At 72.3% G+C, this 26,614-nt stretch carries 24 protein-coding genes; 13 read left to right on the forward strand and 11 right to left on the reverse strand.

Annotated elements, in window-relative coordinates:
* Positions 1 to 38 precede the first annotated feature (38 nt).
* Complete coding sequence (locus tag ACWEQO_RS30255) at positions 39 to 677, reverse strand: HAD family acid phosphatase (RefSeq protein WP_452985940.1); 639 nt, start codon at positions 675 to 677, stop codon at positions 39 to 41.
* Between the two features lie 442 nt (positions 678 to 1,119).
* On the opposite strand from ACWEQO_RS30255, the gene ACWEQO_RS30260 reads away from it, so the two are divergent.
* Positions 1,120 to 1,836, forward strand: coding sequence for a M23 family metallopeptidase (locus ACWEQO_RS30260; protein WP_452985941.1), 717 nt, complete (start codon positions 1,120 to 1,122; stop codon positions 1,834 to 1,836).
* 199 nt (positions 1,837 to 2,035) lie between these two features.
* Here ACWEQO_RS30260 and cseC read toward each other — a convergent pair whose 3' ends face one another.
* From cseC to ACWEQO_RS30285, 5 genes are all read right to left on the reverse strand, one after another.
* The gene (gene cseC / locus ACWEQO_RS30265; protein WP_452985942.1) at positions 2,036 to 3,502 is read right to left on the reverse strand and encodes a two-component system sensor histidine kinase CseC; all 1,467 of its coding nucleotides are present in this window, start codon (positions 3,500 to 3,502) and stop codon (positions 2,036 to 2,038) included.
* Complete coding sequence (gene cseB / locus ACWEQO_RS30270) at positions 3,391 to 4,089, reverse strand: two-component system response regulator CseB (protein WP_361459994.1); 699 nt, start codon at positions 4,087 to 4,089, stop codon at positions 3,391 to 3,393. The genes cseC and cseB overlap by 112 nt, the downstream gene beginning before the upstream one ends.
* A gap of 11 nt (positions 4,090 to 4,100) precedes the next feature.
* Positions 4,101 to 4,766 carry a hypothetical protein gene (locus ACWEQO_RS30275; RefSeq protein ID WP_361459993.1) on the reverse strand — a complete coding sequence of 222 codons (666 nt, stop codon included), beginning with the start codon at positions 4,764 to 4,766 and terminating at the stop codon, positions 4,101 to 4,103.
* Complete coding sequence (locus ACWEQO_RS30280; protein WP_361459992.1) at positions 4,754 to 5,296, reverse strand: SigE family RNA polymerase sigma factor; 543 nt, start codon at positions 5,294 to 5,296, stop codon at positions 4,754 to 4,756. The genes ACWEQO_RS30275 and ACWEQO_RS30280 overlap by 13 nt, the downstream gene beginning before the upstream one ends.
* A 290-nt stretch (positions 5,297 to 5,586) precedes the next feature.
* Positions 5,587 to 6,645: an A/G-specific adenine glycosylase gene (locus ACWEQO_RS30285; protein WP_452985943.1), complete on the reverse strand. Its 1,059-nt coding sequence runs from the start codon at positions 6,643 to 6,645 to the stop codon at positions 5,587 to 5,589.
* Between the two features lie 332 nt (positions 6,646 to 6,977).
* Between ACWEQO_RS30285 and ACWEQO_RS30290 the strand changes: the two genes are divergently transcribed.
* A complete protein-coding gene (locus ACWEQO_RS30290) occupies positions 6,978 to 7,838 on the forward strand; it encodes a hypothetical protein (RefSeq protein WP_452985944.1) in 861 nt (286 codons plus the stop codon).
* A gap of 70 nt (positions 7,839 to 7,908) precedes the next feature.
* Here ACWEQO_RS30290 and disA read toward each other — a convergent pair whose 3' ends face one another.
* Together disA and radA are read right to left on the reverse strand one after the other, a co-directional pair.
* Complete coding sequence (gene disA, locus ACWEQO_RS30295) at positions 7,909 to 9,033, reverse strand: DNA integrity scanning diadenylate cyclase DisA (protein WP_361459987.1); 1,125 nt, start codon at positions 9,031 to 9,033, stop codon at positions 7,909 to 7,911.
* A gap of 272 nt (positions 9,034 to 9,305) precedes the next feature.
* Positions 9,306 to 10,715, reverse strand: coding sequence for a DNA repair protein RadA (gene radA, locus ACWEQO_RS30300; RefSeq protein ID WP_361459985.1), 1,410 nt, complete (start codon positions 10,713 to 10,715; stop codon positions 9,306 to 9,308).
* Between the two features lie 175 nt (positions 10,716 to 10,890).
* On the opposite strand from radA, the gene ACWEQO_RS30305 reads away from it, so the two are divergent.
* Positions 10,891 to 12,717, forward strand: a complete 1,827-nt coding sequence (locus ACWEQO_RS30305) for a BACON domain-containing protein (RefSeq protein WP_452985945.1) — start codon at positions 10,891 to 10,893, stop codon at positions 12,715 to 12,717.
* A 192-nt stretch (positions 12,718 to 12,909) separates the two neighbouring features.
* Here ACWEQO_RS30305 and ACWEQO_RS30310 read toward each other — a convergent pair whose 3' ends face one another.
* Complete coding sequence (locus tag ACWEQO_RS30310; protein ID WP_361459982.1) at positions 12,910 to 13,776, reverse strand: hypothetical protein; 867 nt, start codon at positions 13,774 to 13,776, stop codon at positions 12,910 to 12,912.
* A gap of 95 nt (positions 13,777 to 13,871) precedes the next feature.
* On the opposite strand from ACWEQO_RS30310, the gene ACWEQO_RS30315 reads away from it, so the two are divergent.
* The 4 genes from ACWEQO_RS30315 to ilvD all read left to right on the forward strand — a co-directional run bounded on the left by ACWEQO_RS30315 (position 13,872) and on the right by ilvD (position 18,546).
* A complete protein-coding gene (locus ACWEQO_RS30315; protein ID WP_452985946.1) occupies positions 13,872 to 14,804 on the forward strand; it encodes a Ppx/GppA phosphatase family protein in 933 nt (310 codons plus the stop codon).
* A gap of 202 nt (positions 14,805 to 15,006) precedes the next feature.
* The gene (locus ACWEQO_RS30320; protein WP_452985947.1) at positions 15,007 to 15,894 is read left to right on the forward strand and encodes a sugar phosphate isomerase/epimerase family protein; all 888 of its coding nucleotides are present in this window, start codon (positions 15,007 to 15,009) and stop codon (positions 15,892 to 15,894) included.
* Entirely contained in the window at positions 15,891 to 16,544 is a 654-nt protein-coding gene (locus ACWEQO_RS30325; protein ID WP_452985948.1) for a TetR/AcrR family transcriptional regulator, read from the forward strand. The genes ACWEQO_RS30320 and ACWEQO_RS30325 overlap by 4 nt, the downstream gene beginning before the upstream one ends.
* Positions 16,545 to 16,692: 148 nt before the next feature.
* A complete protein-coding gene (gene ilvD / locus ACWEQO_RS30330) occupies positions 16,693 to 18,546 on the forward strand; it encodes a dihydroxy-acid dehydratase (RefSeq protein ID WP_361459975.1) in 1,854 nt (617 codons plus the stop codon).
* Between the two features lie 69 nt (positions 18,547 to 18,615).
* On the opposite strand, the gene ACWEQO_RS30335 is transcribed toward ilvD, so the two are convergent.
* Positions 18,616 to 20,832: a serine/threonine-protein kinase gene (locus ACWEQO_RS30335; RefSeq protein ID WP_452985949.1), complete on the reverse strand. Its 2,217-nt coding sequence runs from the start codon at positions 20,830 to 20,832 to the stop codon at positions 18,616 to 18,618.
* A 183-nt stretch (positions 20,833 to 21,015) separates the two neighbouring features.
* Between ACWEQO_RS30335 and ACWEQO_RS30340 the strand changes: the two genes are divergently transcribed.
* The 6 genes from ACWEQO_RS30340 (at position 21,016) to proC (ending at position 24,987) form a co-directional block, all read left to right on the forward strand.
* The gene (locus ACWEQO_RS30340; protein ID WP_361459973.1) at positions 21,016 to 21,330 is read left to right on the forward strand and encodes an SH3 domain-containing protein; all 315 of its coding nucleotides are present in this window, start codon (positions 21,016 to 21,018) and stop codon (positions 21,328 to 21,330) included.
* Between the two features lie 31 nt (positions 21,331 to 21,361).
* A complete protein-coding gene (locus ACWEQO_RS30345) occupies positions 21,362 to 21,697 on the forward strand; it encodes a hypothetical protein (protein ID WP_361459972.1) in 336 nt (111 codons plus the stop codon).
* Positions 21,698 to 21,761: 64 nt separating this feature from the next.
* A complete protein-coding gene (locus ACWEQO_RS30350; protein ID WP_361459971.1) occupies positions 21,762 to 22,274 on the forward strand; it encodes an EamA/RhaT family transporter in 513 nt (170 codons plus the stop codon).
* A 177-nt stretch (positions 22,275 to 22,451) separates the two neighbouring features.
* Positions 22,452 to 23,255 carry an ABC transporter ATP-binding protein gene (locus ACWEQO_RS30355; RefSeq protein ID WP_452985950.1) on the forward strand — a complete coding sequence of 268 codons (804 nt, stop codon included), beginning with the start codon at positions 22,452 to 22,454 and terminating at the stop codon, positions 23,253 to 23,255.
* Entirely contained in the window at positions 23,252 to 24,037 is a 786-nt protein-coding gene (locus ACWEQO_RS30360; RefSeq protein WP_361459969.1) for an ABC transporter permease, read from the forward strand. Before ACWEQO_RS30355 ends, ACWEQO_RS30360 begins: the two co-directional genes overlap by 4 nt.
* A 137-nt stretch (positions 24,038 to 24,174) precedes the next feature.
* On the forward strand, positions 24,175 to 24,987 hold the full coding sequence (gene proC, locus ACWEQO_RS30365) for a pyrroline-5-carboxylate reductase (RefSeq protein WP_361459968.1): 813 nt from the start codon (positions 24,175 to 24,177) through the stop codon (positions 24,985 to 24,987).
* A gap of 49 nt (positions 24,988 to 25,036) precedes the next feature.
* Here the strand turns inward: proC and trpS are convergent, their stop codons facing one another.
* Positions 25,037 to 26,041, reverse strand: coding sequence for a tryptophan--tRNA ligase (gene trpS / locus ACWEQO_RS30370; RefSeq protein ID WP_452985951.1), 1,005 nt, complete (start codon positions 26,039 to 26,041; stop codon positions 25,037 to 25,039).
* Positions 26,042 to 26,614 lie beyond the last annotated feature (573 nt).

A 26,614-nucleotide genomic window follows, 5' to 3' on the forward strand; every position in this document is an offset into this window, starting at 1 on the left:
GCATGCCCGGCCGCCCGGATGCCCGGACGGCCCCGTGACTACGACAGCTGACCGTCGTAGTCCGGCAGCTTGTAGGTCCTCTCGGCGTGGCCGCCCGAGAGATCGGTGGCGCTGTTGCCGATGTTGGCGATGATCGTGTAGCCCTTCGACTCGATGGCGACGCGCTGTGCCGTCTTGTACTCGGCCACGTTCCGGAACAGGTCGAAGAAGCCGCGGACGTAGAGTCCGGCGGACTCGTATCCGGCGTGGTCGAGGTTGAAGGCGGTGGGGGCGTGGATGATGCCCGGCCGGGCGGTCACGAAGAACACCGCGACACCGCGTTCCTGGGCGTACTCGGCGACCTCCAGGACCGGCTGGTTGGCCGGCTGCGGGAAGCTGAACCCGAAGTCGGTCTCCAGCGCGGTGTTGTCGATGTCGAGGACGATCGCCTGCTTCTCGCCCGGCCGCGGGGCCGCGATGCGCTGCTTCAGCTGGGGCAGGGCCTGCTCCATGACCGCCCGGCAGTCCCGCTGCCAGGTCTCGTAGTCGACGGCCGCGGTGGCCGTGGTGGCCGTGGTGGCCGTCGCGGTGGTCGCGGGGGTGCTCGAGGCCTGGGCGGGGACGGCCAGGGCCATCAGGGCCGCGGCGGACACGGCGGTCACCGATGCACGGCGCAGCCAGGGGCGTCGGCTTCTCATGGGGTGAGGGGTCCTCTCACGCTCATAACGCGGTCAACATGTCGTGTGCATGCTCGTCTGTGAGGGTGGCGCGAGGGGAACCGTAGGGTTACCGGACGGTAGGCGGCTAGAGGCGCACGCCACATTTATGGAATGTCCGCCCCGGGCTCCCGGTGACATGCTGCACAGGCGTTTTGTCCGGTACTAGCCGAAATAGTGGCAAGAGGCTGTAGGGCAAAGCAGACATTTGGATTAAAACTCTGATCGATCAGCCTTAAATGGGGCTTTCGTGCCCTCTGTCCGCTGTGTCAAGAGACGTGCATCTCATGGCGGAAGTACGAACTTCCGTCGTAGATGACCCTCTTTGTGGCTTTGCGGGTGAGGGGTTACCAAGGAATGGCCACTGCGGCGCGGACCTGTTCGCCGGGTGGTTTTCCTCTGCCCCCTCCCCCATGAGGTTTCGATGTTCCAGCGCGTCACGTCCCGTTCCTTCCTCGCGTCCCACCTCCGCACCCGTGCCGCCGTGCTGGCCGCCGGTGTCGGGGTCTCGGCCGTCGCGGGAGTCGGGATCGCGGCCGCCGCCAACAACACGGCCGCCACCGCCACCAGCGCCACCACCAGCGCCAGCGCCACCGCCGTGCAGGCCCAGGCGGCAGCCCAGGCCAAGGCCGCGCAGACCCAGGCCGTCGAGGCGAAGAAGGCCGTCGAGGCGAAGAAGGCCGCGGAGACGAAGAAGGCCGCCCAGCCCGCCAAGAAGGCGGCCGCCTGGGTCAGCCCGGTGAAGAGCTACACGGTCTCCGCGAGCTACGCCCAGGCCGGCGGCATGTGGCAGTCCGCCCACAGCGGCCAGGACTACGCCGTGCCGAACGGCACCGAGGTCGTGGCCACGCACGGCGGCACGGTCGTGAAGGCGGGCGGCAACGGCGCCGGCGACGGTCCGGCGTACGGCAACGCCGTCGTCATCAACCACGGCAACGGCACGTACTCCCAGTACGCCCACCTCTCCCAGGTGAACGTGCAGCCCGGCCAGGTCGTCAAGACCGGCCAGAAGGTCGCCCTGTCCGGCAACACGGGCAACTCCAGCGGCCCCCACCTGCACTTCGAGATCCGGACCAGCCCGAACTACGGTTCCGCCATCGACCCGGTGAAGTTCCTCAGCGGCAAGGGCGTCCGGCTCTGAGAACCCCGCGATGAGAGCCGGCCCCGCGTACCCAGCGTCGTGTACCGGGTGCTGAGCACTCCCCGGGCGGCCGCCCCGGCACCGCGATGAGCGAACCGGGCCGAGTCTCCGCCCATGTCCTCCAAGCCCTCCGTCGGGTCCCTCCCCTCCGGAGGGCTTTCGGACGCCCGCGTGCCCGCCGCCCCGCCGCGGCGGTTGCTCACTGGGGCAGCATCGGGTAGCTCCCCGTGTCCGTCGGCGCGTGCTCCGGCAGCCACAGCACGGCGAGCGCGCCCTCGGCCGGCGCGTCCTCCGGGGCTCCGGCCGGCCGTACGTTGCGGAAGGTGAGCCGCGCCCCCAGCACCCGGGCCTGCCCGGCCGCGATGGTAAGACCCAGGCCGTGACCACGGCCGGCCCGGTCCGCGCTGCCGGTGCGGAACCGGCTCGGCCCCTCGGCGAGCAGGTCCGCGGGAAAGCCGGGCCCGTGGTCGCGGACCCGGACGACCCGACCCTCGACGGAGACCTCGATGGGCGGCCTGCCGTGCCGGGCGGCGTTGGCGAGGAGGTTGAAGAGCACCCGCTCCAGCCGCCGCGGGTCGGTGGTGACCTCCGACTCGTGCACCACGCGCACCGTGACGTCCGGATCCTTCGCCGCGATCCGCCGGGTGATGAACCGGGCCAGCAGGATGTCCTGCAGTTCGGCCCGTTCGGAGGCGCCGTCCAGCCGGGCCACCTCCAGGACGTCCTCGACCAGGGTGCGCATGGCCTTCGCCCGGTCCAGCACCAGCTCGGTCGGCCGGCCCGGCGGCAGCAGTTCGGCGGCGGTCAGCAGGCCGGTCACCGGGGTGCGCAGTTCGTGCGCGATGTCGGCGGTGACCCGGCGCTCGGCCTCCAGCCGCTGGCGCAGCGCGTCCGCCATCGCGTCCACCGCGCTGGCCAGGTCGTCGGTCTCGTCCAGGACGACCCCGCCGATGGCCTCGCGCACCCGGACGTCCCTCTCGCCCTTGGCGACCCGGTGGGCGGCGCTCGCCGCCTTGCGCAGCCGACGGGACAGATGGCCGCCGATCAGCACCCCGAGCGCGCTGCCGCCCAGGACGACCGCGATGGAGCCGATCACCAGGGCCCGGTCGAGGTCCTTGAGGATGTTGGAGCTGCGGTCGGTGAAACCCGAGTGCAGGGACATGACATGCCCGTCCTGCAGCGGTACGGCCGCCCAGATGTCCGGCGTCCCGCCCGGCCGGTCGGCCACGTACGTCGCGCGCCGCCCCGCCTCGACCTTCGCCCGCAGCTCGGCCGGCAGGTCGGGGTCGTCGATCCTGGTGTTGGGGAAGTTCAGCCGCCCGGACAGCTCGTAGTTGCGCTGGGCGATCATGATGCGTTCGTCGGCGAGATCGCGCGCGTTGTCCAGCATCGACACCCGGGCCGCGTTGTGCACCACCAGGCTCAGCGCGACCGCCACCAGCGCGCCGACCAGGGCGATGGCGGCACTGAGCTTCCACCGCAGACCGGTCCGGATGCCCGCCCGGTCGAGAACGGCTCGCACCGGACGCCGGAAGTACCCCCGCATGCCCGTACTCAGGCCTTCAGTTTGTAGCCGAAGCCGCGGACCGTCTCGAGACGGTCCTGGCCGATCTTCCCGCGCAGCCGCTGCACATGGACGTCGACGACCCGGGTGTCGCCGCCCCACCCGTACTCCCACACGCGTTCGAGCAGCCGGTCGCGGGAGAGCACGGTGCCCGGCGCCGACGAGAACTCCAGCAGCAGCCGCATCTCGGTCGGTGTCAGGGACACGGGCTCCCCGGCCCGCCGCACCTCCATGCCCACGGTGTCGATCTCCAGCTCGCCGAAGGCCAGTACGCCCCCGTCGCCCGCGGCCGACGGATCCCGCCGGCCGCCGTTCGCCCGGTCGAAGCGGCGCAGCACCGCGCGGATGCGGGCGACCAGGACGGCGCCGTCGAACGGCTTGGTCACGTAGTCGTCGGCGCCCGCCTCCAGGCCCAGGACGACGTCGATGGAGTCCGCGCGCGCCGACAGCATGATCACCGGAACCATCGACTCGTCGCGGATGCTCCGGCACAGGCTGACGCCGTCGAGGCCGGGGACCATGACGTCCAGCAGCGCGATGTCGGGCCGGTCCGCCCGGAACGCCTCCAGGCCGGACAGCCCGTCGGGCATCGCGGTGACCGCGAAGCCGTCCCGTTCCAGGGTGAGTTGGGTGGCCTCACGGATGACGTCGTCGTCCTCGACGAACAACACGTGGGTCTGGTCTGCCATGCCGGTGCTCCTCAGCTGTCGGGCGCCGGCGTCGGTTCCGCGCCCGCCACCTTGCCGTAGTCGTTGTGGGTGCGGAACTTCTCGGCGAACCGGCCCGAGGTCCAGCGGTAGGTGATGATGTTCTCGCCGGAGGGACTCGACACCGGGTCGCCCCGCTCGTACACCTGCATGGTCACCACCAGGTCCCCGCGGTCGATCTCCGCGTACACGGGCGGTTCCTCGGTCCGGAACACGTTCCGGTACGCGCCGCCCTGGCCGCGGTACACGTACGAGCCGACGCCCACCGCGTCGCTGCAGGTCAGCACGTTGACGACGACATCGTCCACGGTCCCCCCGGTGAGGTTCCCGTAGCTCACGTCGACGGGGTACTCGTCGGCCACGCACGGCTTCAGCTCCCGCTTGACCGCCGCCGAGACCGTGGGGTCGCCCTTGACCAGCCGCACCGCGTCCACGCGGGCGCCGGCCGTGTCCGGTGTGCGCGAGGCCGCGTAGGACGGAGCGGAGGACCGGCCGCCGGCCGCCTCCGCGCGCGCGGGCCCCTCGTCCCGTGCGCCGGTGCCGCTCGTACCGCAGGCGGTGGCGACAAGGACGAGGGCGGCGAGCACGGACGTCACCGTGGTCGCCGCCCGGGCGGTTCTCCGGGCCCGCTCGGGCCCCGCGCCGGTCAGGCCGCGCAACGCTCCCGCTCCTCATGCTCCAGCGCGCGTGCGTCGTTCAGTTCGCGGGCCTCCAGCTCCTCGCGGAGCCGGGCGAGCGCCCGGTGCAGCGTGCTCTTGACCGTTCCCGCCGACATGCCGAGGGCGGCGGCCGTCTCCTCCGTGGACATCTGCTCCCAGTGTCGCAGCACCACCACACTGCGCTGCTTCGGGGCGAGCACCCTCAGCACGTCCATCAGGAGCGCGCGGTCGGCGTGCTGCTCGGTGGCGTCGTCCACGCGGGCGTCCGGGAGCTGCTCGGTGGGCACCTCCTCCAGCTTGCGGGCGCGCCACCACTCGGTCCGCGTGTTGATCATGACGCGGCGCAGATAGGCGTCGGCCAGCCGCTTGTCGGCGATGCCGTCCCAGCGGCCGTAGGTCCGGGCCAGCGCGGTCTGCAGCAGGTCCTGCGCCTCGACGGGGTCCGGCACCAGACGGCGGGCGCTGCGCAGCAGCGCGTCCTGCCGGGTACGGACGTACTCCTCGAACCCGAGCACCTCGCCCTGCGCCATGGTGATCCGCCCTTCCGCTCCCCGCGCCGGCCCGCTCGTGCGTTCCGGCCCCCACCGCTGTGATCCGTGGCCGTCGTGTCCCTGACTGGAGGGCACGGGAACGAAGCTACGGAGGTGTTGTCACGGCACTGTGCGGGGCAGCCTGCGGACGGCCGTCGGCTGTCCGTCGGTTGTGTAACGGAAGTAGGAACGAGCTAAAGCCGTGGGACGGTTGGGGGGAGTGTGCGGCGATATGGCCGCACCGGGGTGCCGACGGGCGCCCGCGCACGGGGAGGCTGCCCGCAGGCGGATCAGGTCAGCGGCAGCCGGTACAGCCCGCCGGGCAGGGGTTCGACCAGACCGTCGGCGACGAGGCTGTCCAGTGCGCGCGCACGCTGCACCGGTTCGTGCCACACCCGGTCCAGGACCCCCTGCGGGACAGGACCGTGCGCCTCCCGCAGCACGGCCAGCAGTCGCCCGCGGACCTGCCGGTCCGTGCCCGCGTACGTCTGGCCCCGGCGCGGCGGCCCCTGGTGCTCCGGCTTGCCCGCGAGCCGCCAGGCGCACTGCGCGGCGATCGGGCAGCGGTGGCACGCCTCGCTCTTCGCCGTGCACACCAGCGCCCCCAGCTCCATGGAGGCGGCGGCCCACCGCGCGGCGGTCGCCTCGTCCTCGGGCAGCAGCGCGCGGGCGAGCCGGCGTTCGGCGGCGGTGGTGGCGTTCGGCGGGTACTGCACACCGGTGACCGCGCGGGCGAACACCCGGCGGACGTTGGTGTCCAGCACCGCGTGCCGCTGCCCGTACGCGAACGACGCCACGGCGGCCGCCGTGTACTCGCCGATGCCGGGCAGCGCCAGGAGCTGCGCGTGGTCGGCGGGTACGTCGCCGCCGTGCCGTTCCGTTATGGCGGCGGCGGCGCCGTGCAGCCGCAGCGCGCGGCGCGGGTAGCCGAGCCGGCCCCAGGCGCGGACGGCCTCACCGGGTGCCTCGGCGGCGAGGTCGGCGGGGCGCGGCCAGCGGGCCAGCCACTGTTCGTAGACGGGCAGGACCCGGTTCACCGGGGTCTGCTGGAGCATGAACTCGCTGACCATCACCCCCCACGCGCCGGCCTCCGGGCGCCGCCACGGCAGATCCCGGGCGTGCTCGTCGAACCAGTCGATGACGGGGGAGTGCAGCGGCTCTCCGGGAGCACGCTGAGGCGCCGTGCCGTCGGCTGAGGTCTCAGAGGTCTCAGAGGTCTCAGAGGTTTCTGAGGCCTCAGCGGTCTCGGTGGGCTCAGTGGCCTCGCTGGGTTCGCTGGGTTCGCTGGGTTCGCTGGGTTCGGTGGTCTCGGCGGTGCCGCTGTGCGGGGGCTTGGTGGGAGCAGTCATGGCACCTCGATCCTGCCACGACCACCCACGGGAACGGGCGCTCCGCCACCCCGTCAAGCGGGCGACAGGGCTCTGGCCAGAGGTGCAAGGGACACGATCGCGAACGCGTGGGCCGGAGTGCCGCGTCGACGGTGCCGTTCGCCGCCCGCGAAGCCCGCGGTCACGGATCGTGCACAGGATGCGGAAACGGTCACGCCGTGCGATCATCGCGCGCCGCTCCCGGCGGGGAACGGCAGCAGCGGGCGGTTTCCGGGATGATGATCCGGAAAAGTTGTGGCTCTTGGCGGCGGGTGGGGCCGGTGACGGCCCGGATCTCTCGTACAGTTTGCGCCGTGGGATCTCTGCGCAATCCGGTCGGGCCGCTTCCCTCCTCCATCTATTGGCGTAGGAGGGCAGTACTGCTGTCCCTGCTGGTGGTGTCGGCGTTGCTCGTCACCTGGATCGTGGTCTCCGGCGACGGGGGCGACGGCGGACACGACAACGGGGCCAACGGCAAGAATCCCGCGCCGTCCACCATCACTCCGGGACCGTCGAGTTCGGGGCCGGCGATCAGTCAGGCGCCGGGCGGACGGGACGAGTCGGGCGGTGAGGACTCGGGCGGCTCCTCGTCCGGGAGCGGTGATGAGGACGACGGGGCGAACGGCGACCCCGGGGACTCCGGCGGCGGCTCGGACGGCGGTGGCGGCGACGGTGCCGGTGGCGACGCCGACGGCGGTGACGCCGACGGCTCCGAAGGCGGCGCCTCGGCGGGGGTCGGCGCGGGTGACGCGCTGCCGGCCGGGTCCGGACTGCCCGACTGCGCCCCGAGCGCGGTGAAGTTCAGTCTGCGCAGCGTCCGCAACGCCTACGATCCCGACGCGAAGCCCGCCTTCCGGCTGACCGCGCGGAACATCTCCGGCAGCGACTGCAAGGTCGACCTCGGGCCGAAGAGCACGGTGTTGACGATCACTCAGGCGGACGGCGACGAGCCGTACTGGGCTTCGGACGACTGCCCGAAGGGCCCGGGGAGCCTCGTCTTCCGGGTCCCCGCCGGCGACAGCATCACCTACGGCGTGAAGTGGGACCGCAAGCCGAGCGCCGCGCAGTGCGCGACGCCACCGGCCGGGTCGGCGAAGGCCGGTACGTACCTGGTGGAGGCGAAGGCGCCGGGGTTCGCGAAGGTGCAGACGTCCTTCGTGCTGGAGAGCGCCTGAGGCTCACCCGGACCGGAGCGGGCGGGACCCGGAGCGGCCGGAAGCGGACCGGGCCGGGTCGGGCCGACCGCTAGACGTACCGCTCCAGGATCGAACTCTCCGCCAGCCTCGACAGGCCCTCCCGGACGCTGCGGGCGCGGGCCTCGCCGACGCCGTCCACCGTCTGGAGGTCGTCCACGCTGGCGGCGAGCAGCTTCTGCAGGCCGCCGAAGTGCTCCACCAGGCGGTCGATGATCGCGCCGGGCAGCCTCGGCACCTTGGCCAGCAGCCGAAAGCCGCGCGGGGAGACCGCCGAGTCCAGTGTCTCGGGGGATCCGGTGTACCCCAGGGCGCGGGCCACCGTCGACAGCTCCAGGAGCTCGGCCTGGGGGAGCGCGTTCAGCTCGTGCAGGGCCTGGTCGACGGTGCGTGAACGCTTGGCGGTGGGCTCGGGGACGTAGTCCCGCACGACCAGCTCGCGCTCCGGTTCCACTCCCGCGATCAACTCGTCGAGCTGGAGGGAGAGGAGACGGCCGTCGGTGCCCAGCTCGACCACGTATTCGGTGATCTCGGTGGCGATGCGGCGCACCATCTCCAGCCGCTGCGCGACCGCCGACACGTCCCGCACGGTCACCAGGTCCTCGATCTCCAGCGCCGACAGGGTGCCGGCGACCTCGTCGAGGCGGAGCTTGTAGCGCTCCAGCGTCGCGAGCGCCTGGTTGGCGCGGGACAGGATCGCCGCCGAGTCCTCCAGGACGCGGCGGTGGCCGTCGACGTACAGCGCGATCAGGCGCATCGACTGGGAGACCGAGACGACCGGGAAGCCGACCTGCTTGGAGACGCGGTCGGCGGTGCGGTGCCTGGTGCCGGTCTCCTCGGTCGGGATCGTCGGGTCCGGCACCAGCTGGACGCCGGCCCGGAGGATCTTCGACAGATCGGACGACAGGACGATGCCGCCGTCCAGCTTGCACAGCTCGCGCAGCCGGGTCGCGGTGAACTCGACGTCCAGGACGAAGCCGCCACTGCACAGCGTCTCGACGGTCTTGTCCGAACCGAGCACGATGAGACCACCGGTGTTGCCCCTCAGTACGCGCTCCAGACCGTCACGGAGGGCGGTACCGGGTGCCACGGCACTCAGCGAGGCGCGCATCTGGCGATCGGAACCGGCGCTCCCGCCGGACTTTCCGGGAGCTGCTGCCCGGTCGTTGGCTGCCACTGCACTCCTCCGGTCGCGATGTCTGGGGCGCCCCCGTTCTGGGTCTCTCGTGTGGACCAGGCCGGGCTCGCGTGCCCCGGCACGCACATCTGCGGCGTTGTCGTCGGTCGCCATGGCTCCGCCATGACTCCGCCCCCAGCCTTCGGCCGGGGGGACCCCCACCTCCGCCTTACAGATGCACGCACCGGGTCCCGCTCCCTGATCCGGCCTGGTCCACACGAGAGACCCTGACCGCACTCGGTTCGTACGGACGGGCGAGACCAGGGCAAAGTCTACCGGCGGTCCTCCTCGTCCCGTGGGGCCTCTCGGCGACGGGAGCGAGGAAGGACGCGCAGGGCGTCCCCTATGTCCGCGACTTCCAGAACCTTCATTCCTGACGGGATTTTGCCCGGATCGCCCGGCACGAGCGCGTGCGTGAAGCCCAGGCGGTGCGCCTCGGAGAGTCTGCGCTGAACGCCCGTGACCCGCCTCACCTCGCCCGCGAGGCCGACCTCGCCGATCGCGACCAGGTTCTTGGGCAACGGGGTGTCGCTCGCCGCCGACGCCAGGGCGAGCGCGACGGCCAGATCCGCCGCCGGTTCGGAGAGCTTCACCCCGCCGACCGTCGCGGAGTAGATGTCGCGCTTGCCCAAGGCGCTGATGCGGCCGCGCTGTTCGAGGACCGCGAGCATCATCGAGACGCGCGAGGTCTCCAGTCCGGACGTGGTGCGGCGGGGGGAGGGGATCTGCGAGTCGACCGTGAGCGCCTGCACCTCGGCGACCAGGGGGCGGCGGCCCTCCAGCGTCACCGTCAGACAGGTGCCCGGGACCGGCTCCGCACGGCGGGTGAGGAACAGCCCGCTGGGGTCGGCCAGGCCCGTGATGCCCTCGTCGTGCAGTTCGAAGCAGCCGACCTCGTCGGTCGTGCCGTAGCGGTTCTTGACGCCCCGGACCAGGCGCAGGCGCGCGTGCCGGTCGCCCTCGAAGCTCAGGACCACGTCCACCAGGTGCTCCAGCAGCCGCGGGCCCGCGATCGCGCCGTCCTTGGTGACGTGGCCCACCAGGAGGGTGGACATCCCGCGGTCCTTGGAGGCCCGGATCAGCGCGCCGGCCACCTCGCGGACCTGGGCCATGCCGCCCGGCGCCCCGTCGATCTCCGGGGAGGCGACCGTCTGCACCGAGTCGAGGATCAGCAGGGACGGCTTCACCGCGTCGAGGTGGCCGAGCACGGCGGACAGGTCCGTCTCGGCGGCGAGGTACAGGTGGTCGTCGATGGCGTGGATGCGGTCGGCCCGCAGCCGGACCTGGCTCGCCGACTCCTCGCCCGTCACGTAGAGCGTGCGGTGCTCGTCGCTCGCCGACTTGGCCGCGACGTCCAGCAGGAGCGTGGACTTGCCGACGCCCGGCTCGCCCGCGACGAGGACGACGGCGCCCGGGACCAGCCCGCCGCCGAGCACCCGGTCCAGCTCGGGGACGCCGGTGGAGCGGGCCGTGGCCTGCCGGCCGTCGACCTGGCCGATGGGCAGGGCGGAGGTGGTGACCCGCCCCGGGGACGTCGTACGGACCGCGGGCACGCCGTACTCCTCGACCGTCCCCCAGGCCTGGCACTCGGGGCAGCGGCCGAGCCACTTCGCCGTCTGCCAGCCGCACTCGGTGCAGCGGTAGGACGGTCGGTCCTTGGTGGTCTTGGTACGGGCAGCCATGGTCGAAACGGTAGCCCCCGCCACTGACAACGGGGACCGGAGCCCACCGGACGGGACCCACGCCGGCCGTGCGGCGAAAGGTTCCTGTCCCCGATTGAGGGATCGTTTCACCCGTACGGATTAAAACTGCTCAGGGCTCCGGAAGGGGCCACCTCAGGCCGCCTACGGTCGCCGAATGATGAGCAGTGGCCCGGAGATCCCGACCCGCATGACCGGCGTACACCGGGCGCACCGGGAGGTGCGCGACCTGGGGGCCGCCCGCACGCTGGCGCACCGGCCGCCGGTATGCCACGAACCGTACCTGGACGGCCTGTTCACCTACTGCCTGTCCGTGCTGTGCGACCACGACGCGGCGACCGCCGCCCTCGCCGAGGTCCTCACGCTCGCGGAGCGCCGCGGCCGGCAGGGGCCGGACGCGGCCGGGGACCGCAGGGCCTGGCTGTACGCGCTGGCCCGCTGGGCGTGTCTGCGCAAGCTGACCGAGGCCCGACAGGAACGGCAGGTCACCCGGGCGGCGGGCCGCGGCGGCCGGAGACGACCGGACCGGACCGCCACCGCCCCGGCCGTCTCCGAGGAGGTCCGGGAGGAGCGGCGCGGTGAGCTGGCCCTGCTGGCCTGGCCGGAGGCCGCGGGCACCACGCCGGAGCAGCGCGAGGCGCTCGAACTCGCCGTCCGCCACCACCTCGGCGCCCACGAGGTCGCCGCCGTGCTCGGCATGGAACCCGCCGCCGCCCGCGAGCTGCTCGCCTCCGCCGCCTGCGAGGTCGAACGCACCCGCGCGGCGCTCGCCGTCGTCGAGGCCGGTGCCTGCCGGGGCGTGGCGCACCTCACCGGCGACAACCGGCTCGTGCTCAGCAGCACGCTGCGCCGCGAACTCGTCCGGCACGTCGACGACTGCCCGCGCTGCCGCCGCACCGCCGAGCACGCCGTCCCCGGCCGCTGGCCCGGCACCGGCGTCACCCCCGACGAACTGCCGGTCCTGGCGGTTCCCGACGCCGCCCTGCGCGCGGCGATGGCGCGGCAGCGGCGCGCGCGTGGTGCCGCGCCCCGCTTCGACCGGCGCGGCTTCCCGATGGATCCCAAGGACCGGGTCGCGCGAAGAGAGCGGCTGCGCACGCGTGCCGTCACGACGACCGTCGTCGCCACCGTCGTCGCGGCCCCCGTGCTCGCACTGTGGGCCGCCTACCGGGGCACCCCGGTCGGCGAGGCCGGGGACGGCCGCTCCGCCTCCGCGCGGGAGGCCGACATGCCCGTCGACCTCGACGGCGAAGGGGCGGGCGGCTACGAGAACGCCGGCAACGCCAGCACCCGGCCGGGCGGCCCCTTCGGCAAGAAGGACAAGGCGGGCGGGAACGGCAAGGAGGGCGACGTGTCCGTGGAGGTCGTCGGTGTCGCCGGGGTCGCCGGGACCGGCCGTACGGGCGCCGCCGCACTGGGCGTCACGGCCGGTCACAGCGGTGACACCACGCTGATCACGCTGACCGCCAGGGGCTCCGCCCCGGTCCGCTGGTCCGCGTCGACGGGTGTGTCCTGGCTGTACCTGAGCCAGTCGTCGGGGACGCTCCGGCCGGGCCGGTCGTTGACGATCAGGGTGTACGTCGACCAGTTGCGCGAGCCGTCCGGCCGCTGGAGCGCGCGGGTGGCGGTCTCACCCGCCGGCGCCGTGGTGACCATCGAGGGCCACGGCCCGGCCCCCACCCCCTCCGCCCCCGGCGGGGGGCACTCCGGTCGTCCCGGAAGCCCGGGATCCGCGCACCCCGGCTCCCCGAGCGCCTCTCCTCCGGGCTCCGGCGAGCCGGGGGGACCGCCGCCGTCCTCCCAGGCCCCGGAACCGACGCCCACCGCACCGTCCCCGTCGGAGCCCGACCCGAGCGGACCCCCCTCGTCCCCCGCCCCGGAGCCGACCGCCCCGGAGCCCACCGACCCGACACCGAGCGACCCGGCCTCGACCGATCCGTTCTCAACCGCCCCGGCGGACTCGGCGTCCCCGCCCGCGCCCTGACGCGTGCACCGTTCGAGCGGACCCCTTCGCCCTTCGCTCTGAAGCACCGCTCCGGAGCCCACCGCCCCGGCGGACTCGGCGTCCCCGTCCGGTGTCCGGCGGCAGCGCGAGCCCGCCCGCGCCCTGACGCGTGCACCGTGTGTTCCGCGGGCGCCGTGCCGCAGGCCCGGCGCCCGGGAGAGGTGGCGAGGATCAGGCGGGGTCCGCCGGATGCGGTGCCACCAGCGGCAACCGCGAGGCCAGCCGTTCCTCGCACAGCTCGACCAGCCGGTCGTAGCCGGCCTTGCCCATCAGCTCGGTCAGCTCCGCCCGGTAGGAGACGTACACGGGATCGCCCGCGCCGTGCGCCGAGGTCGCCGATGTGCACCACCAGTGCAGGTCGTGGCCGCCCGGACCCCAGCCGCGGCGGTCGTACTCACCGATGGAGACCTGCAGCACGCGCGTGTCGTCGGGCCGGTCGATCCAGTCGTAGGTCCGCCGGATCGGAAGCTGCCAGCACACGTCCGGCTTGGTCTCCAGCGGCTCGCGCCCCTCCTTCAGGGCGAGGATGTGCAGCGAGCAGCCCATGCCACCGGCGAAGCCCGGCCGGTTCTGGAAGATGCACGAGCCCTGGAACGGCCGGGTCTGCCGGTCGCCGTCCTCGTCCTCGGAGACCCAGCCGTTCCGGGTGCCCTCGGCGTGGTGCTGCCAGATGTCCGGGGTGAGCCGCGCCACGTGCCCCGCAACCCGCTTCTCGTCGTCCTCCTCCGAGAAGTGCGCGCCCAGGGTGCAGCATCCGTCGTCCGCGCGGCCCGCCTGGATGCCCTGGCAGCCGCTGCCGAAAACGCAGTTCCAGCGAGAGGTCAGCCAGGTCAGATCGCAGCGGAAGACCTGCTCGTCGTCGGCCGGGTCGGGGAACTCCACCCATGCCCGCGCGAAGTCGAGGCCCTTCTCGTCGTTCGGCGGAACATCCGACGGAACCCGGGAAGGACCGGCGACCTTTTTGACCTTCTTGGCCTTCATGTCCGTCTTCTCGGCATTCTCGGCATTCTCGGTTTTCGCCTTTTTCGTCTTTGGCACCCGTCCAGGGTAAGTCGCCCATCTCACTCCCCGGCACCGGCTCGAGTTCCGCGGAGCGGGGTCCACGCCGTCCGGCGGGCAGTAGCGTGCCGTACATGAGACTCGGTGTCCTCGACGTGGGCTCGAACACGGTGCATCTGCTGGTGGTGGACGCGCACCCCGGGGCGTGCCCGCTGCCCGCCCACTCGCACAAGGCTGAGCTGCGCCTCGCCCGGTTGCTGGACGCCGACGGAGCGATCGGCGCCGAGGGGGCGGACCTGCTGGTCTCGGTCGTCCGGGAAGCGCTTCGGGCCGCCGAGGACAAAGGCGTCGAGGAGCTGCTGCCGTTCGCGACGTCGGCGGTGCGTGACGCCCGCAACGCCGAGGACGTCCTGGCGCGCGTGCGTGAGGAGACCGGCGTCAAGCTGCAGGTCCTCACCGGTGCGGAGGAGGCCCGGCTCACCTTCCTCGCCGCCCGTCGCTGGTTCGGCTGGTCGGCGGGGAAGCTGCTGGTCATCGACATCGGCGGTGGTTCCCTGGAGGTCGCCTTCGGTCTCGACGAGGAGCCCGACGCCGTGGTGTCGCTGCCGCTGGGCGCCGGCCGTCTCACCCTCGCCCGGCTGCCCGGCGACCCGCCGGCCCCGGACGACGTCCGCGCGCTGCGCCGGCACGTCCGCGCGGAGATCGCCCGTACGGTCGGCGAGTTCAGCCGCCTCGGCCCGCCCGACCGGGTGGTGGCCACCTCCAAGACCTTCAGGCAGCTCGCCCGCATCACGGGCGCCGCCCGCTCCGTCGAGGGCCCGTACGTCCCGCGTGAGCTCAAGCGCCAGTCCCTGGAGAGCTGGGTGCCGCGGCTGTCCGGCATGACCACCGCCGAACGCGCCGGGCTCCCCGGAGTCTCCGAGGGCCGCGCGGGCCAGCTGGTGGCCGGGGCGCTGGTGGCGGAGGCCGCGATGGACCTGTTCGACGTGGAGTGCCTGGAGATCTGCCCCTGGGCCCTGCGCGAGGGCGTCATACTGCGCCGCCTGGACCACATGGGCCCGGCGTAGCGAGGCCCGCGCGGCGGGCGGGCGCGGGGCGACCCGTGTTCGGTCAGGTCGATCACACGGCGGACGCCCGGACCGGCGGGCCGGGGGCGCCGGACAAGCGCCCGTGCCCTGCGGACACGCCGTCCCGGCGGGGGCGAACGGCTCCGGCCGAAGCACATCGCCCACGTCCCGCCCGTCGAACACACCCCGTACGCTGTCCCTCGTGGCAGAACCAGCGGTGCGCATCCCGGATGCGAAGGTCGCTCTGTCGACGGCCTCCGTCTACCCGGAGTCGACGGCGACGGCCTTCGAGATCGCCGCACGCCTCGGGTACGACGGCGTCGAGGTCATGGTGTGGACCGACCCGGTCAGCCAGGACATCGAGGCGCTGCGCAGACTCAGCGACTACCACCACATCCCCGTCCTCGCCGTGCACGCCCCCTGCCTGCTCATCACGCAGCGCGTGTGGTCCACCGACCCCTGGACCAAGCTCCAGCGGGCGCGTTCCGCCGCCGAGCGGCTCGGGGCCACCACGGTCGTCGTCCACCCGCCCTTCCGCTGGCAGCGCCACTACGCCCGTGACTTCGTCGAGGGAGTCTGGCGGATGGCGGACGAGACGGATGTGCGGTTCGCCGTGGAGAACATGTACCCCTGGCGCTACCGCGACCGCGAGATGCTCGCCTACGCCCCCGACTGGGACGTCACCAAGGACGACTACCGCCACTTCACGATCGATCTCAGCCACGCCTCGACCGCCCGCACCGACGCCCTGGGGATGCTCGACCGGATGGGCGACCGCCTCGGTCACGTCCACCTCGCCGACGGGCGGGGTTCGGCCAAGGACGAGCACCTCGTGCCGGGCCGCGGCGACCAGCCGTGCGCCGAGGTGCTGGAGCGCCTCGCGGCCGACGGCTTCGACGGCCATGTCGTCATCGAGGTCAACACCCGCCGCGCCATGTCCAGCGCGGAGCGCGAGGCCGACCTGGCGGAGGCGCTCGCGTTCACCCGCCTGCACCTGGCGTCCGGGTCCACCGGGACCACAGGGGCCACTGGGACCGCAGGGGTCACAGAAGCCACAGGGTCCTCGGCGCTCTGGACGCCGCGGCGATGACCGGCGTCAGCGCGCCCGACGGCCCGGACACGTCCCCCGGTGGCGGCGGCAGCGGTACCGCCCGGCGCCGCGGCCGTCCTCCGCGTACGGAGTCGGCCGACACCCGCGACCGCATCCTGGACGCCGCCCGCGAGGAGTTCTCCGAACGCGGGTACGAGAAGACCTCCGTACGGGGGATCGCCAAGTCGGCCGGAGTCGACTCCGCACTGGTCCACCACTACTTCGGCACCAAGGAACAGGTCTTCGAGGCGGCCGTCGAGGTCGCCTTCGCCCCCGCGCTCAAGGGCCGGGACGCCGTCCTCGACGCGCCCCCCGGGGAGGTCGGCGAGCAGATGACCCGGATGATTTTCGGTCTGTGGGAGAACCCGGTGACCCGGGCCCCGCTGCTCGCGATCGTCCGCTCCGCCGTCAACAACGAGACCGCGGCCGGCGTCTTCCGCCGTCTGGTCGCCGGTCAGCTGCTGCGCCGGATCGCGGGACAGCTCGACCTGCCGGACGCGGAGCTGCGCGCCGAGCTCGCCGCCGCCCAGCTGGTCGGCATCGCGATGATCCGGTACGTGATCAAGGTGGAGCCGCTGGCCTCGGCGGACCCCGAACAGATCATCAGGCGGGTGGCCCCGGTGGTGCAGGGACACCTGACCGGCCCCTGACGCACCCGCGGCCCACCGCTCCCGCACTGAGACACGTGTCTCGCACCCCGGACACCCTGTCCCGATCCCTGGATGACCGGCGTACGCTCGACCGGAGTCAGAACTCTCTGACGCCGGCACCCCGACAGGTCTGAAGGAGCGAGCGACGATGCCCGAGCTGAGGTCCCGCACAGTCACCCACGGCCGCAACATGGCGGGCGCCCGCGCCCTGATGCGAGCCTCCGGTGTACCTGGCGCGGACATCGGCCGCAAGCCGATCATCGCCGTCGCCAACAGCTTCACGGAGTTCGTCCCCGGTCACACCCACCTCGCACCGGTGGGCAGGATCGTCAGCGAGGCGGTCGTCGAGGCCGGCGGCATCCCGCGCGAGTTCAACACGATCGCCGTCGACGACGGCATCGCGATGGGTCACGGCGGCATGCTGTACAGCCTCCCCTCCCGCGACCTGATCGCGGACAGCGTCGAGTACATGGTCGAGGCGCACCGCGCGGACGCCCTGATCTGCATCTCCAACTGCGACAAGATCACCCCGGGCATGCTCAACGCCGCCCTGCGGCTGAACATCCCGACGGTCTTCGTCTCCGGCGGCCCGATGGAGGCCGGCCGGGCCACCCTGGTCGACGGAACGGTCCGCACGCTGGACCTGATCGACGCGATGGTGGACGCCGCCGACGACAGGATCTCCGACGCCGACGTCCTGCGCATCGAGGAGAACGCCTGCCCGACCTGCGGCAGCTGTTCCGGCATGTTCACCGCAAACTCGATGAACTGCCTCACCGAGGCCATCGGCCTCTCCCTCCCCGGCAACGGCTCGGTCCTCGCCACCCACACGGCCCGCAAGGCGCTCTACGAGAACGCCGCCCGCACGGTCATGGACATCACCCGCCGCTACTACGAGCAGGACGACGAGACGGTCCTGCCCCGCGGCATCGCCACCGTCGCCGCGTTCGAGAACGCGATGGCGCTGGACATCGCCATGGGCGGCTCGACCAACACGATCCTGCACCTGCTGGCCGCCGCCCAGGAGGCCGAGGTCCCGTTCGGCCTGACCGAGATCGACGCCCTCTCGCGCCGCGTCCCCTGCCTGGCCAAGGTCGCGCCGAACGTCGCCAAGGACCGCACGTACTACATGGAGGACGTGCACCGCGCGGGCGGCATCCCCGCCCTGCTCGGCGAACTGCACCGCGCGGGCATGCTGAACGAGGACGTCCACTCGGTCCACAGCCCGTCCCTGGCCGACTGGCTGAAGACCTGGGACATCCGCGGCGGCTCCCCGTCCCCGGAGGCGGTGGAGCTGTGGCACGCGGCCCCCGGCTGTGTCCGCTCCGCCGAGGCCTTCTCCCAGTCCGAGCGCTGGGACACCCTCGACGAGGACGCCGAGGGCGGCTGCATCCGCTCCGCCGAGCACGCCTACTCCAAGGACGGCGGCCTGGCGGTGCTGCGCGGCAACCTCGCCGTGGACGGCTGCGTGGTCAAGACGGCCGGCGTCGACGAGTCCATCTGGACCTTCGAGGGCCCGGCGGTCGTCTGCGAGTCGCAGGACGAGGCCGTCGAGAAGATCCTCACCAAGCAGGTCGAGGAGGGCGACGTCGTCGTCATCCGCTACGAGGGCCCCAAGGGCGGTCCCGGCATGCAGGAGATGCTCTACCCGACGTCGTACCTGAAGAGCCGCGGCCTCGGAAAGGCCTGCGCCCTGATCACCGACGGCCGCTTCTCCGGCGGCACCTCCGGCCTCTCCATCGGCCACGCCTCCCCGGAGGCGGCCTCGGGCGGCACCATCGCCCTGGTCGAGGAGGGCGACCGCATCCGCATCGACATCCCCAACCGCTCCATCGAGCTCCTGGTGGACGACGCCGAGCTGGCCCGCCGCGAAGAGGCCCTGAACGGCCGGTACGCCCCGAAGAACCGCGACCGCAAGGTCTCGGCGGCCCTGAAGGCGTACGCCGCGATGGCGACCAGCGCGGACAAGGGCGCGGTGCGGGACATCTCGAAGCTCGCCTGACCCCGGCCCGACCACACATCACCGCGCGCGCGTGGCCCTCGTCCACGGGGCACGCGCGCGTGGTGCTCCCTACCAGTCGGCCGGGTCCCGGCCGTCCACGGCGAAGACCGTGCCGTCGGGGGCGGCGGCGTAGACACGGCCGCCGGCGAGCACCGGCTGGGGCAGCGCGGCGACGACCCGGTCGGAGGCATCCGCCATCCGCGGCCCCGTCTGCCCGACGAGGCGCCCCACCCGCGCATCCACAGCGAGCAACCGCCCGTCGGGCGCCGTGAGGAAGACATGCCGCCCGTCGGCCACCGGCGCGGACGTACGGGCCACGCCGGTCTCCAGGCTCCACCGCTGCCGCAGCGCGCCCATGTCGACGGCCACGAGCCTGCCGCCGGTCCCCGCCAGGTGGGCGACGCCCTCGTGCACGGTGCCCTGCACCTGCGCCAGAGGGGCGGGCAGTGCCACCCGTCGCACCTCCCGGATGCCCGGTGCATAGCGGACGAGGGCCTTCACCTCGCCGTAGACGGCGTCCTCGGAGGTGAGGACGACCGAACCGTCCATGGTGCCGATCGGCTTCAGCGTTCCCGTCAGCCGCGTGTCCCAGCGCACCTCACCGGTCTGCGGATCGACCGCCGTCACCCGTGTGCCGGAGCCGTCCGCGGAGGTGCTCGTCGCGTATGCGAGCGGATCCCCCGCGAACGAGTCGAAGTACGGCATGTCGTGTCCGGGTATCGGGCAGCTCCACCTGGTGTCGCCCGAGGCGGCGTCCACGCCGGTGACCGTGCCGTCGTCGCCGGTGAGCAGCAGTGTGCTCCCGGCCCTGTCCAGCCCGCGGTACTCGACGGTGTCCTGACTCCACACCGGCTTCCCCGAGGCGGGGTCGAGCGACTCCAGGCCGCGGCGCTGGTTGAGCGCGGGCTGCACGAGGCCGCCCGACAGGATCGGTGGCCCGCTCCGGTCCGTCCGCGCGACGGTGTGCCGCCACAGCGTGCCGCCGTCGTCGGGATCGAGGGCGAACACCTGCTCCGGCAGGGCACAGAACAGCCGGTCGGCTCCGTACGCGCACTGCGGGGCGTTCTGCCTCCCCGACGGTGTCACCTCCCACGCCTGGAACGAGGCCGCCGCGGTCCGCACGTCGGTGCTCCGTTTTTCCGGGGGTCCGTCACCGAGCAGTTGGACGGAGAACAACGTGCCGAAGACGGCGAGGGCGAGCACCCCGCCCCCGATCAGCGCCCGCTTGCTCGACCGAGGCCGTGCGGAGCGCCGCACCGCCGCCTGCCCGGCGGGAGGCTCCTCGGCATCCGCCCCGGGCCCGGAGCCCTGCTCCGCTGCTTCGGGTGCTTCGGGTGCTTCGGGTGCTTCGGGTTCCGGTTCCGCCTGACGGCCGGGTACGGCGCTCGTCGAGGCCGTCGGCTCCGTCCGTTGCGCCGGTACGAAGGCCTCGGCCAGGAACGCCCGGGTGTCGTACGAGGCCGCGACGGACCGCAGCTCCCGCATCAACTCGTCCGGAGAGGGCCGGTCCTCGGGTTCCTTGGCCAGGCAGCGCAGCACCAGCGGGGCGAGTCCCTCCGGCACGCCGGTCAGATCGGGCTCGTCGTGCACGACCTGGTAGGCGACGACGTACGGGCTGTCGGAGTCGAACGGCCCGCGTCCGGTGGCCGCGTGCACCAGGAGCGAACCGAGCGCGAAGATGTCCGCGGAGGGCCCCACTTCACGAGGACGCCGGAACTGCTCGGGCGCCATGAAGGGCGGGGTGCCGATCAACTTCCCCGTCTCGGTCCGCAGTTCGCTGTCCTTTGGCCGAGAGATGCCGAAATCGATGACCTTCGGCCCGTCCTCGGCGAGCAGTACGTTGCTGGGCTTCAGATCGCGGTGCACCACTCCGACGCGATGGATGTCCCGCAGCCCCTCCGCGAGTCCGGCCATCAGTCTGCGCAACTGGGGCGAGGGCATCGGGCCGTTCCGCTTCACATGCTCGGCGAGCGTCGGTCCGGGGATGAACAGCGTTGCCATCCAAGGACGTTCGGCCTCCGGATCGGCGTCGACGACCGGTGCGGTGAAGGCGCCGCTCACCCGCCGGGCAGCCGCCACCTCCTGCCGGAAACGTCCTCTGAACTCGCGGTCCCGCGCGAGCTGGGCGTGTACGACCTTCACCGCGAGCTTCAGCCCGGACGTGCTCCGGGCCAGATGCACCACGCCCATCCCACCGGAGCCGAGACATGACTCGAGACGGTAGTGACCGGCGTACTCGGGAAGTTCCGCTTCCGCGCCCGCTCCGGCGTTCCGCTGCGGCGCCATGGAACCACCCCCGTGCTGTTCGTTCGCGCGCGCGACGCACGGAGCCTAGTCGATGACACGTACGAGCCCGAGGCGGCTCGCTGGTGTCCGTGTTCCATGAATGAACAGGTGTGCGTGGCGTGTTTCGGGGGAAGGAACGGACCCCCATGACAGTCATGGGGTGCACAACGGGGGAGGGTTTCCATGTCGGTCGACCATGTCGGTGAGGCAGAGGGCACCAGCGGGACGGAGTCCGTCAGCACGGCGGCCCTGCGTTACTACCCGGTCGCGCCGGGCGTCCGTCTCAACGTCCGCAGCGGTCCGGGCACCGGGTACACCGTCGTCCGCGTCCTGGCGGAGGGGGCGAAGGTCCCCGTCTTCTGCCAGTCCCCGGGAACCACGGTCACGGGCCCGTACGGCACGTCGAACATCTGGGACAACATCGCCAACGGCGAGTACGTCTCGGACGCTTACGTGAAAACAGGCAGCGACGGCTACGTGGCATCGCGCTGCGCCTGACGCCATCGCCACCCATCACCCAGGAGTACGCATGACCTTGAAACGACGCAGATCCGTCCTGCTCGCCGGTATCACCGGAGCATTACTCCTGGTGCTCGGCACGGCGGCCGAGGCCGCTGTCCGTTACTACCCGGTCGCACCGGGCGTCCGTCTCAACGTCCGCAGCGGTCCGGGCACGCACTACAACCTCGTGCGTATCCTGCCCGCCGGAACCAGCGTCGCGATCTACTGCCAGACACCGGGCGAGACAGTGACGGGCACGTACGGCACGTCGAACATCTGGGACAACATCGGCAACGGCGAGTACGTCTCGGACACCTACGTGCTGACCGGCAGCGACGGCTACGTGGCATCGCGCTGCGCCTGACGCCGCCCGGGGCCCCTCGTGGCCCGCCCGGAGCCCGCGGCGCGCCCGGAGCCATAATCGATGCGTGAGCGCAGAGAACGGCATCCCGGACAGCACCGCGGGCTCCCCGGGAGCCCCGGCGGGCCCCCGCCCCGAGCCCATCCGCTTCTTCGGCACGACCTGGGTCGACCACGACAACGGTTACGCGGCCCGCCGCATCGGCGTCGCCCTCGGCTCCCTCGCCGCCGCAGCCGTCTCCTGCCTCCTCCTGCGCTTCGCCTATCAGGGCCTTCGGATCGCCGAGGTCGGCGGCTTCGTCGGGATCCTCGCGGTCGGGATGTTCGCGGTCTGCAGCGCCCTCGCGTTCGGACACACCTGGGAGGCGTTCAAGCGCCGCCCCGACCCCGACCGGCAGCGGTCCCTCCGCGGTCTGCTCACCATCGGCTTCGTCGGCTCCCTCCTCGCCTACTTCTTCCGCTCCCTCACCGAGGCCCCCGGCGAGAAGCTCCACCGCGAGGAGTACCGGACGGCCCGCGAGCAGTACGAGAGGCGGATCTCCCGCCGCTCCGGCAACCCCAAAAAGCGCCGCCGCCCGTAGACCCCGCCCCACCCCCTCCCGGCAACCCCTCGGACGCGTTCGACGACCTCGACAGGCCGGCTGTCAGGCGCCGGCGCGTCCCTTCGGCATGCCCGAACCCGCCGAACCCACCGAGCCCGCGCCGCCCCCGCCCGCCGTCGCTTGACGTGTCCCGCCCCCGAGAGGATTATTCATCACATGATGAATTACTCCTCCGGTCCCCCACGCCCGGACGGCGACACCCCCGCCGTCCGCGCCCAGGACCTCACCGTCGTCCGAGGCCCCCGCACCGTCCTGCGCGGCCTCGACTTCACCGTCCCGCGCGGCCAGGTCACCGGCCTCCTCGGCCCCTCCGGCTGCGGCAAGTCGACCCTGATGCGGGCCGTCGTCGGCACCCAGGCCAAGGTCACCGGCACCCTCGACGTCCTCGGCCACCCCGCCGGCCACCCCACCCTGCGCACCCGCATCGGCTACGTCACCCAGGCCCCCTCCGTCTACGACGACCTGACCGTCCGCCAGAACCTCGACTACTTCGCCGCGATCCTCGACCCCGGCCGGGCAGCTGCCGCCCGCCGCCACGAGGAGGTCACCCGGGCCATCGCCGACGTCGACCTCACCACCCACGCCGACGCCCTGGCCGGGAACCTCTCCGGCGGTCAGCGCAGCCGCGTCTCCCTGGCCGTCGCCCTTCTCGGCACCCCCGAACTGCTGGTCCTCGACGAACCCACGGTCGGCCTCGACCCGGTCCTGCGCCGCGACCTCTGGCAGCTCTTCCACACCCTCGCCGCCGAACGCGGAGCGACCCTCCTGATCTCCTCCCACGTCATGGACGAGGCCGAGCGCTGCCACCGCCTCCTGCTCATGCGCGCGGGCGAGATCCTCGCCGACGACACCCCCGACGCGCTCCGCGCCCGCACCGGCTCCGAGACCGTCGAGGGCGCCTTCCTGCACCTGGTGGACGCGGCGGTCGCGGCGAGCCGCACGAAGGAGACCTCACGATGAGCACCCCCCGCACCACGACCCGACCCTCCGCCCCGACGAGCGCCCTGAACGCCTCCCGCACCCTCGCCACCGCGGCCCGGGTCCTGCGCCAGCTCCGCCACGACCCGCGCACGATCGCGCTGATGCTGCTCGTCCCCTGCCTGATGCTGCTCCTGCTCCGCTACGTCTTCGACGGCAGCCCACGCGTCTTCGACAACATCGGCGCCTCGCTCCTCGGGATCTTCCCGCTGATCACGATGTTCCTGGTCACCTCCATCGCCACCCTGCGCGAACGCACCTCCGGCACCCTCGAACGCCTCCTCGCCATGCCCCTCGGCAAGGGCGACCTGATCGCCGGCTACGCCCTCGCCTTCGGCGCGATCGCGATCGTCCAGTCGGCCCTGGCCACCGGACTGGCGGTCTGGTTCCTGGGCCTCGACGTCGTCGGCAGCCCCTGGCTGCTCCTCCTGGTGGCCCTGCTCGACGCCCTCCTCGGCACGGCCCTCGGCCTCTTCGTCTCGGCCTTCGCGGCCTCGGAATTCCAGGCGGTCCAGTTCATGCCGGCGGTGATCTTCCCCCAGCTCCTCCTCTGCGGACTCTTCACCGCACGCCACAACATGCACCCCGTCCTCGAGGGCATCTCCGACGCCCTCCCCATGTCCTACGCCGTGGACGGCATGAACGAGGTCCTCAGGCACACCGACATGACCACCGCCTTCGTGCGCGACGTCCTGATCGTCGCCGGCTGCGGCCTGCTCGTCCTCGCCCTGGGCGCGGCGACCCTGCGACGCAGGACGACCTGACACCACGGGCCGCCCACCCGGGCGGCTCGCCCCCGACCGACCGGCCGTCCGCCCACCGGACACCACCCCACCCCCGGACCCCCCGAGTGCGAGGATGAACCAGGACGACGCGCACACCCCGGAAGGCACCCCCAGCCATGGCTCAGAAAGTCGCAGTCCTCGGCACCGGCAAGATCGGTGAAGCCCTGCTCAGCGGAATGATCCGCGGCGGCTGGGCCCCCGCCGACCTCCTGGTCACCGCCCGCCGACAGGAACGGGCCGACGAACTCCGCGCCCGCCACGGAGTCACCCCGGTCTCCAACCTCGAAGCCGCCAAGACCGCCGACACCCTGATCCTCACGGTCAAACCGCAGGACATGGCAGCCCTGCTCGACGAACTCGCCCCGCACGTCCCCGCCGACCGCCTCGTCATCAGCGGCGCCGCCGGCATCCCCACCTCCTTCTACGAGGAGCGCCTCGCCGCCGGCACCCCGGTGGTGCGCGTCATGACCAACACCCCCGCCTTGGTCGACGAGGCCATGTCGGTCATCTCCGCCGGCAGCCACGCCACACCCGAACACGTCGCCCACGCCGAGGAGATCTTCGGTTCCGTCGGCAAGACCCTCCGCGTCCCGGAGTCCCAGCAGGACGCCTGCACCGCCCTCTCCGGCTCCGGCCCGGCGTACTTCTTCTACCTGGTCGAAGCCATGACCGACGCCGGCATCCTGCTCGGCCTGCCCCGCGACAAGGCCCACGACCTGATCGTCCAGTCCGCGATCGGCGCCGCGACCATGCTCCGCGACAGCGGCGAGCACCCGGTGAAACTCCGCGAGAACGTCACCTCCCCCGCCGGCACCACCATCAACGCCATCCGCGAACTCGAGAACCACGGCGTACGGGCCGCCCTCATCGCGGCCCTCGAGGCCGCCCGCGACCGCAGCCGCGAGCTGGCCTCCGGCACCAAGGACTGAGAAGCCCGGAACCCCTGGTGGCCGCCCCGCCGAGCGGGGCGGCCCTCGGTCACTCCCCGGCCGCCGGGAGCAGCCCGATCGCCCGATGGGCGGCATCCACGGTCGGCCGGGCCATGGCCCTCGCCCGCTCCGCGCCCTCCCGCAGCACCCGCTCCACATAGCCGGGATCCGCGCACAGCTCCCGGTGCTTCTCCCGCACCGGCCGCAACACCTCGACCACGGCCTCCGCGGTGTCCTTCTTCAAAGCCCCGTACGACTCATACGCACCGGCCGACGACTTCGGGTCCCCACCCGAGCACGCCGCGAGGATCTCCAGCAGATTCGCCACTCCCGGCCGAGCCTCCCTGTCGTACACGACATCCCGCCCGCTGTCGGTCACCGCCCGCATGACCTTCTTCCGCACCACGTCCGGCTCGTCCAGCAGATAGACGATCCCCGGCCCGACGTCGTCGCTCTTCCCCATCTTCGACGTCGGGTCCTGCAGGTTCATCACCCGCGCCGCCACCGCGGGGTGCGTGGCCCGGGGCACCACGAAGGTGTGCCCGTAGCGCTGGTTGAACCGCACGGCCAGATCCCGCGCCAACTCCACGTGCTGCCTCTGGTCGTCACCCACGGGCACCTCGTCCGTCCCGTACGCCAGGATGTCCGCCGCCATCAGCACGGGGTACGTCAGCAGCGACAGCCGCACGCTCCCGCCCCGCCGCTGCTCCCGCGCGGCCTTCTCCCTGTACTGGATCATCCGCCGCATCTCGCCGTCGGTCGCCACACACTCCAGCAGGTACGACAGACGGGCGTGCTCGTCGACATGGCTCTGCACGAACAGGGTGCACGACTCCGGATCCAGCCCGGTGGCCAGCAACAGCGTCGCCGCCTGCCGGCTCAGTCTGCGTACCCGTGCCGGATCGTGGTCCACGGTCAGTGCGTGCAGATCGACGACGCAGAACACCGAGTCCGCCCGGTGCTGGTCGACCGCGGCCCACCGCCGCATGGCCCCCAGGTAGTTCCCCAGCGTCAGATGGCCGGTCGGCTTGATCCCGCTGAAAACCCGTGTCATCTCTTCCCGTCTCCGTCTCCCGGTCGTGCCCGCCACCTCGGCCGGCCGCCTCCGGAGTCCTGGACGGAGAGACGAAAACGGCCGCCTGAGCGGCGGCCGTTGAGTGCATACGCAGGACGGCCGCTGTCAGGCGGCCCACCAGAACTGGCTGTACGTACGCGTGGTCATGCGGGCCAGACTACGCCCCGGAGGCGGTCCGTGGGGGCGGATCGACGTGCGGAGTTGACATGCTCCGGTGTGATCCGTACTGTTCTCCGAGTTGTCCGACGTGAGCACCGACTCCGGTCGGTCCCCGGACGACCATTCCACAAGCACCACCACTGCTCGACGACAGTCTTCTGTCTGTCGTCATGTCATTGGTGCGCCTATTCGTGGAATGAGGAATCCGCGTTCGAAAGGGCGCAGACCCCCGATTAGCTCGGGAGTCAGGAATCCGCTAGAGTCTCACTTCGTCGGAACGGCCCAACGGCCGGAAAGACAAACCCCGCTGACTGGGGGTCAGGTCGAAGAAAAAGATCTGATAGAGTCGGGTCCGCCGGAAAGGGAAACGCACCAAACGTTCCCCCGGAAAGC

It is taken from the genome of Streptomyces sp. NPDC004051 (genome assembly GCF_053604275.1).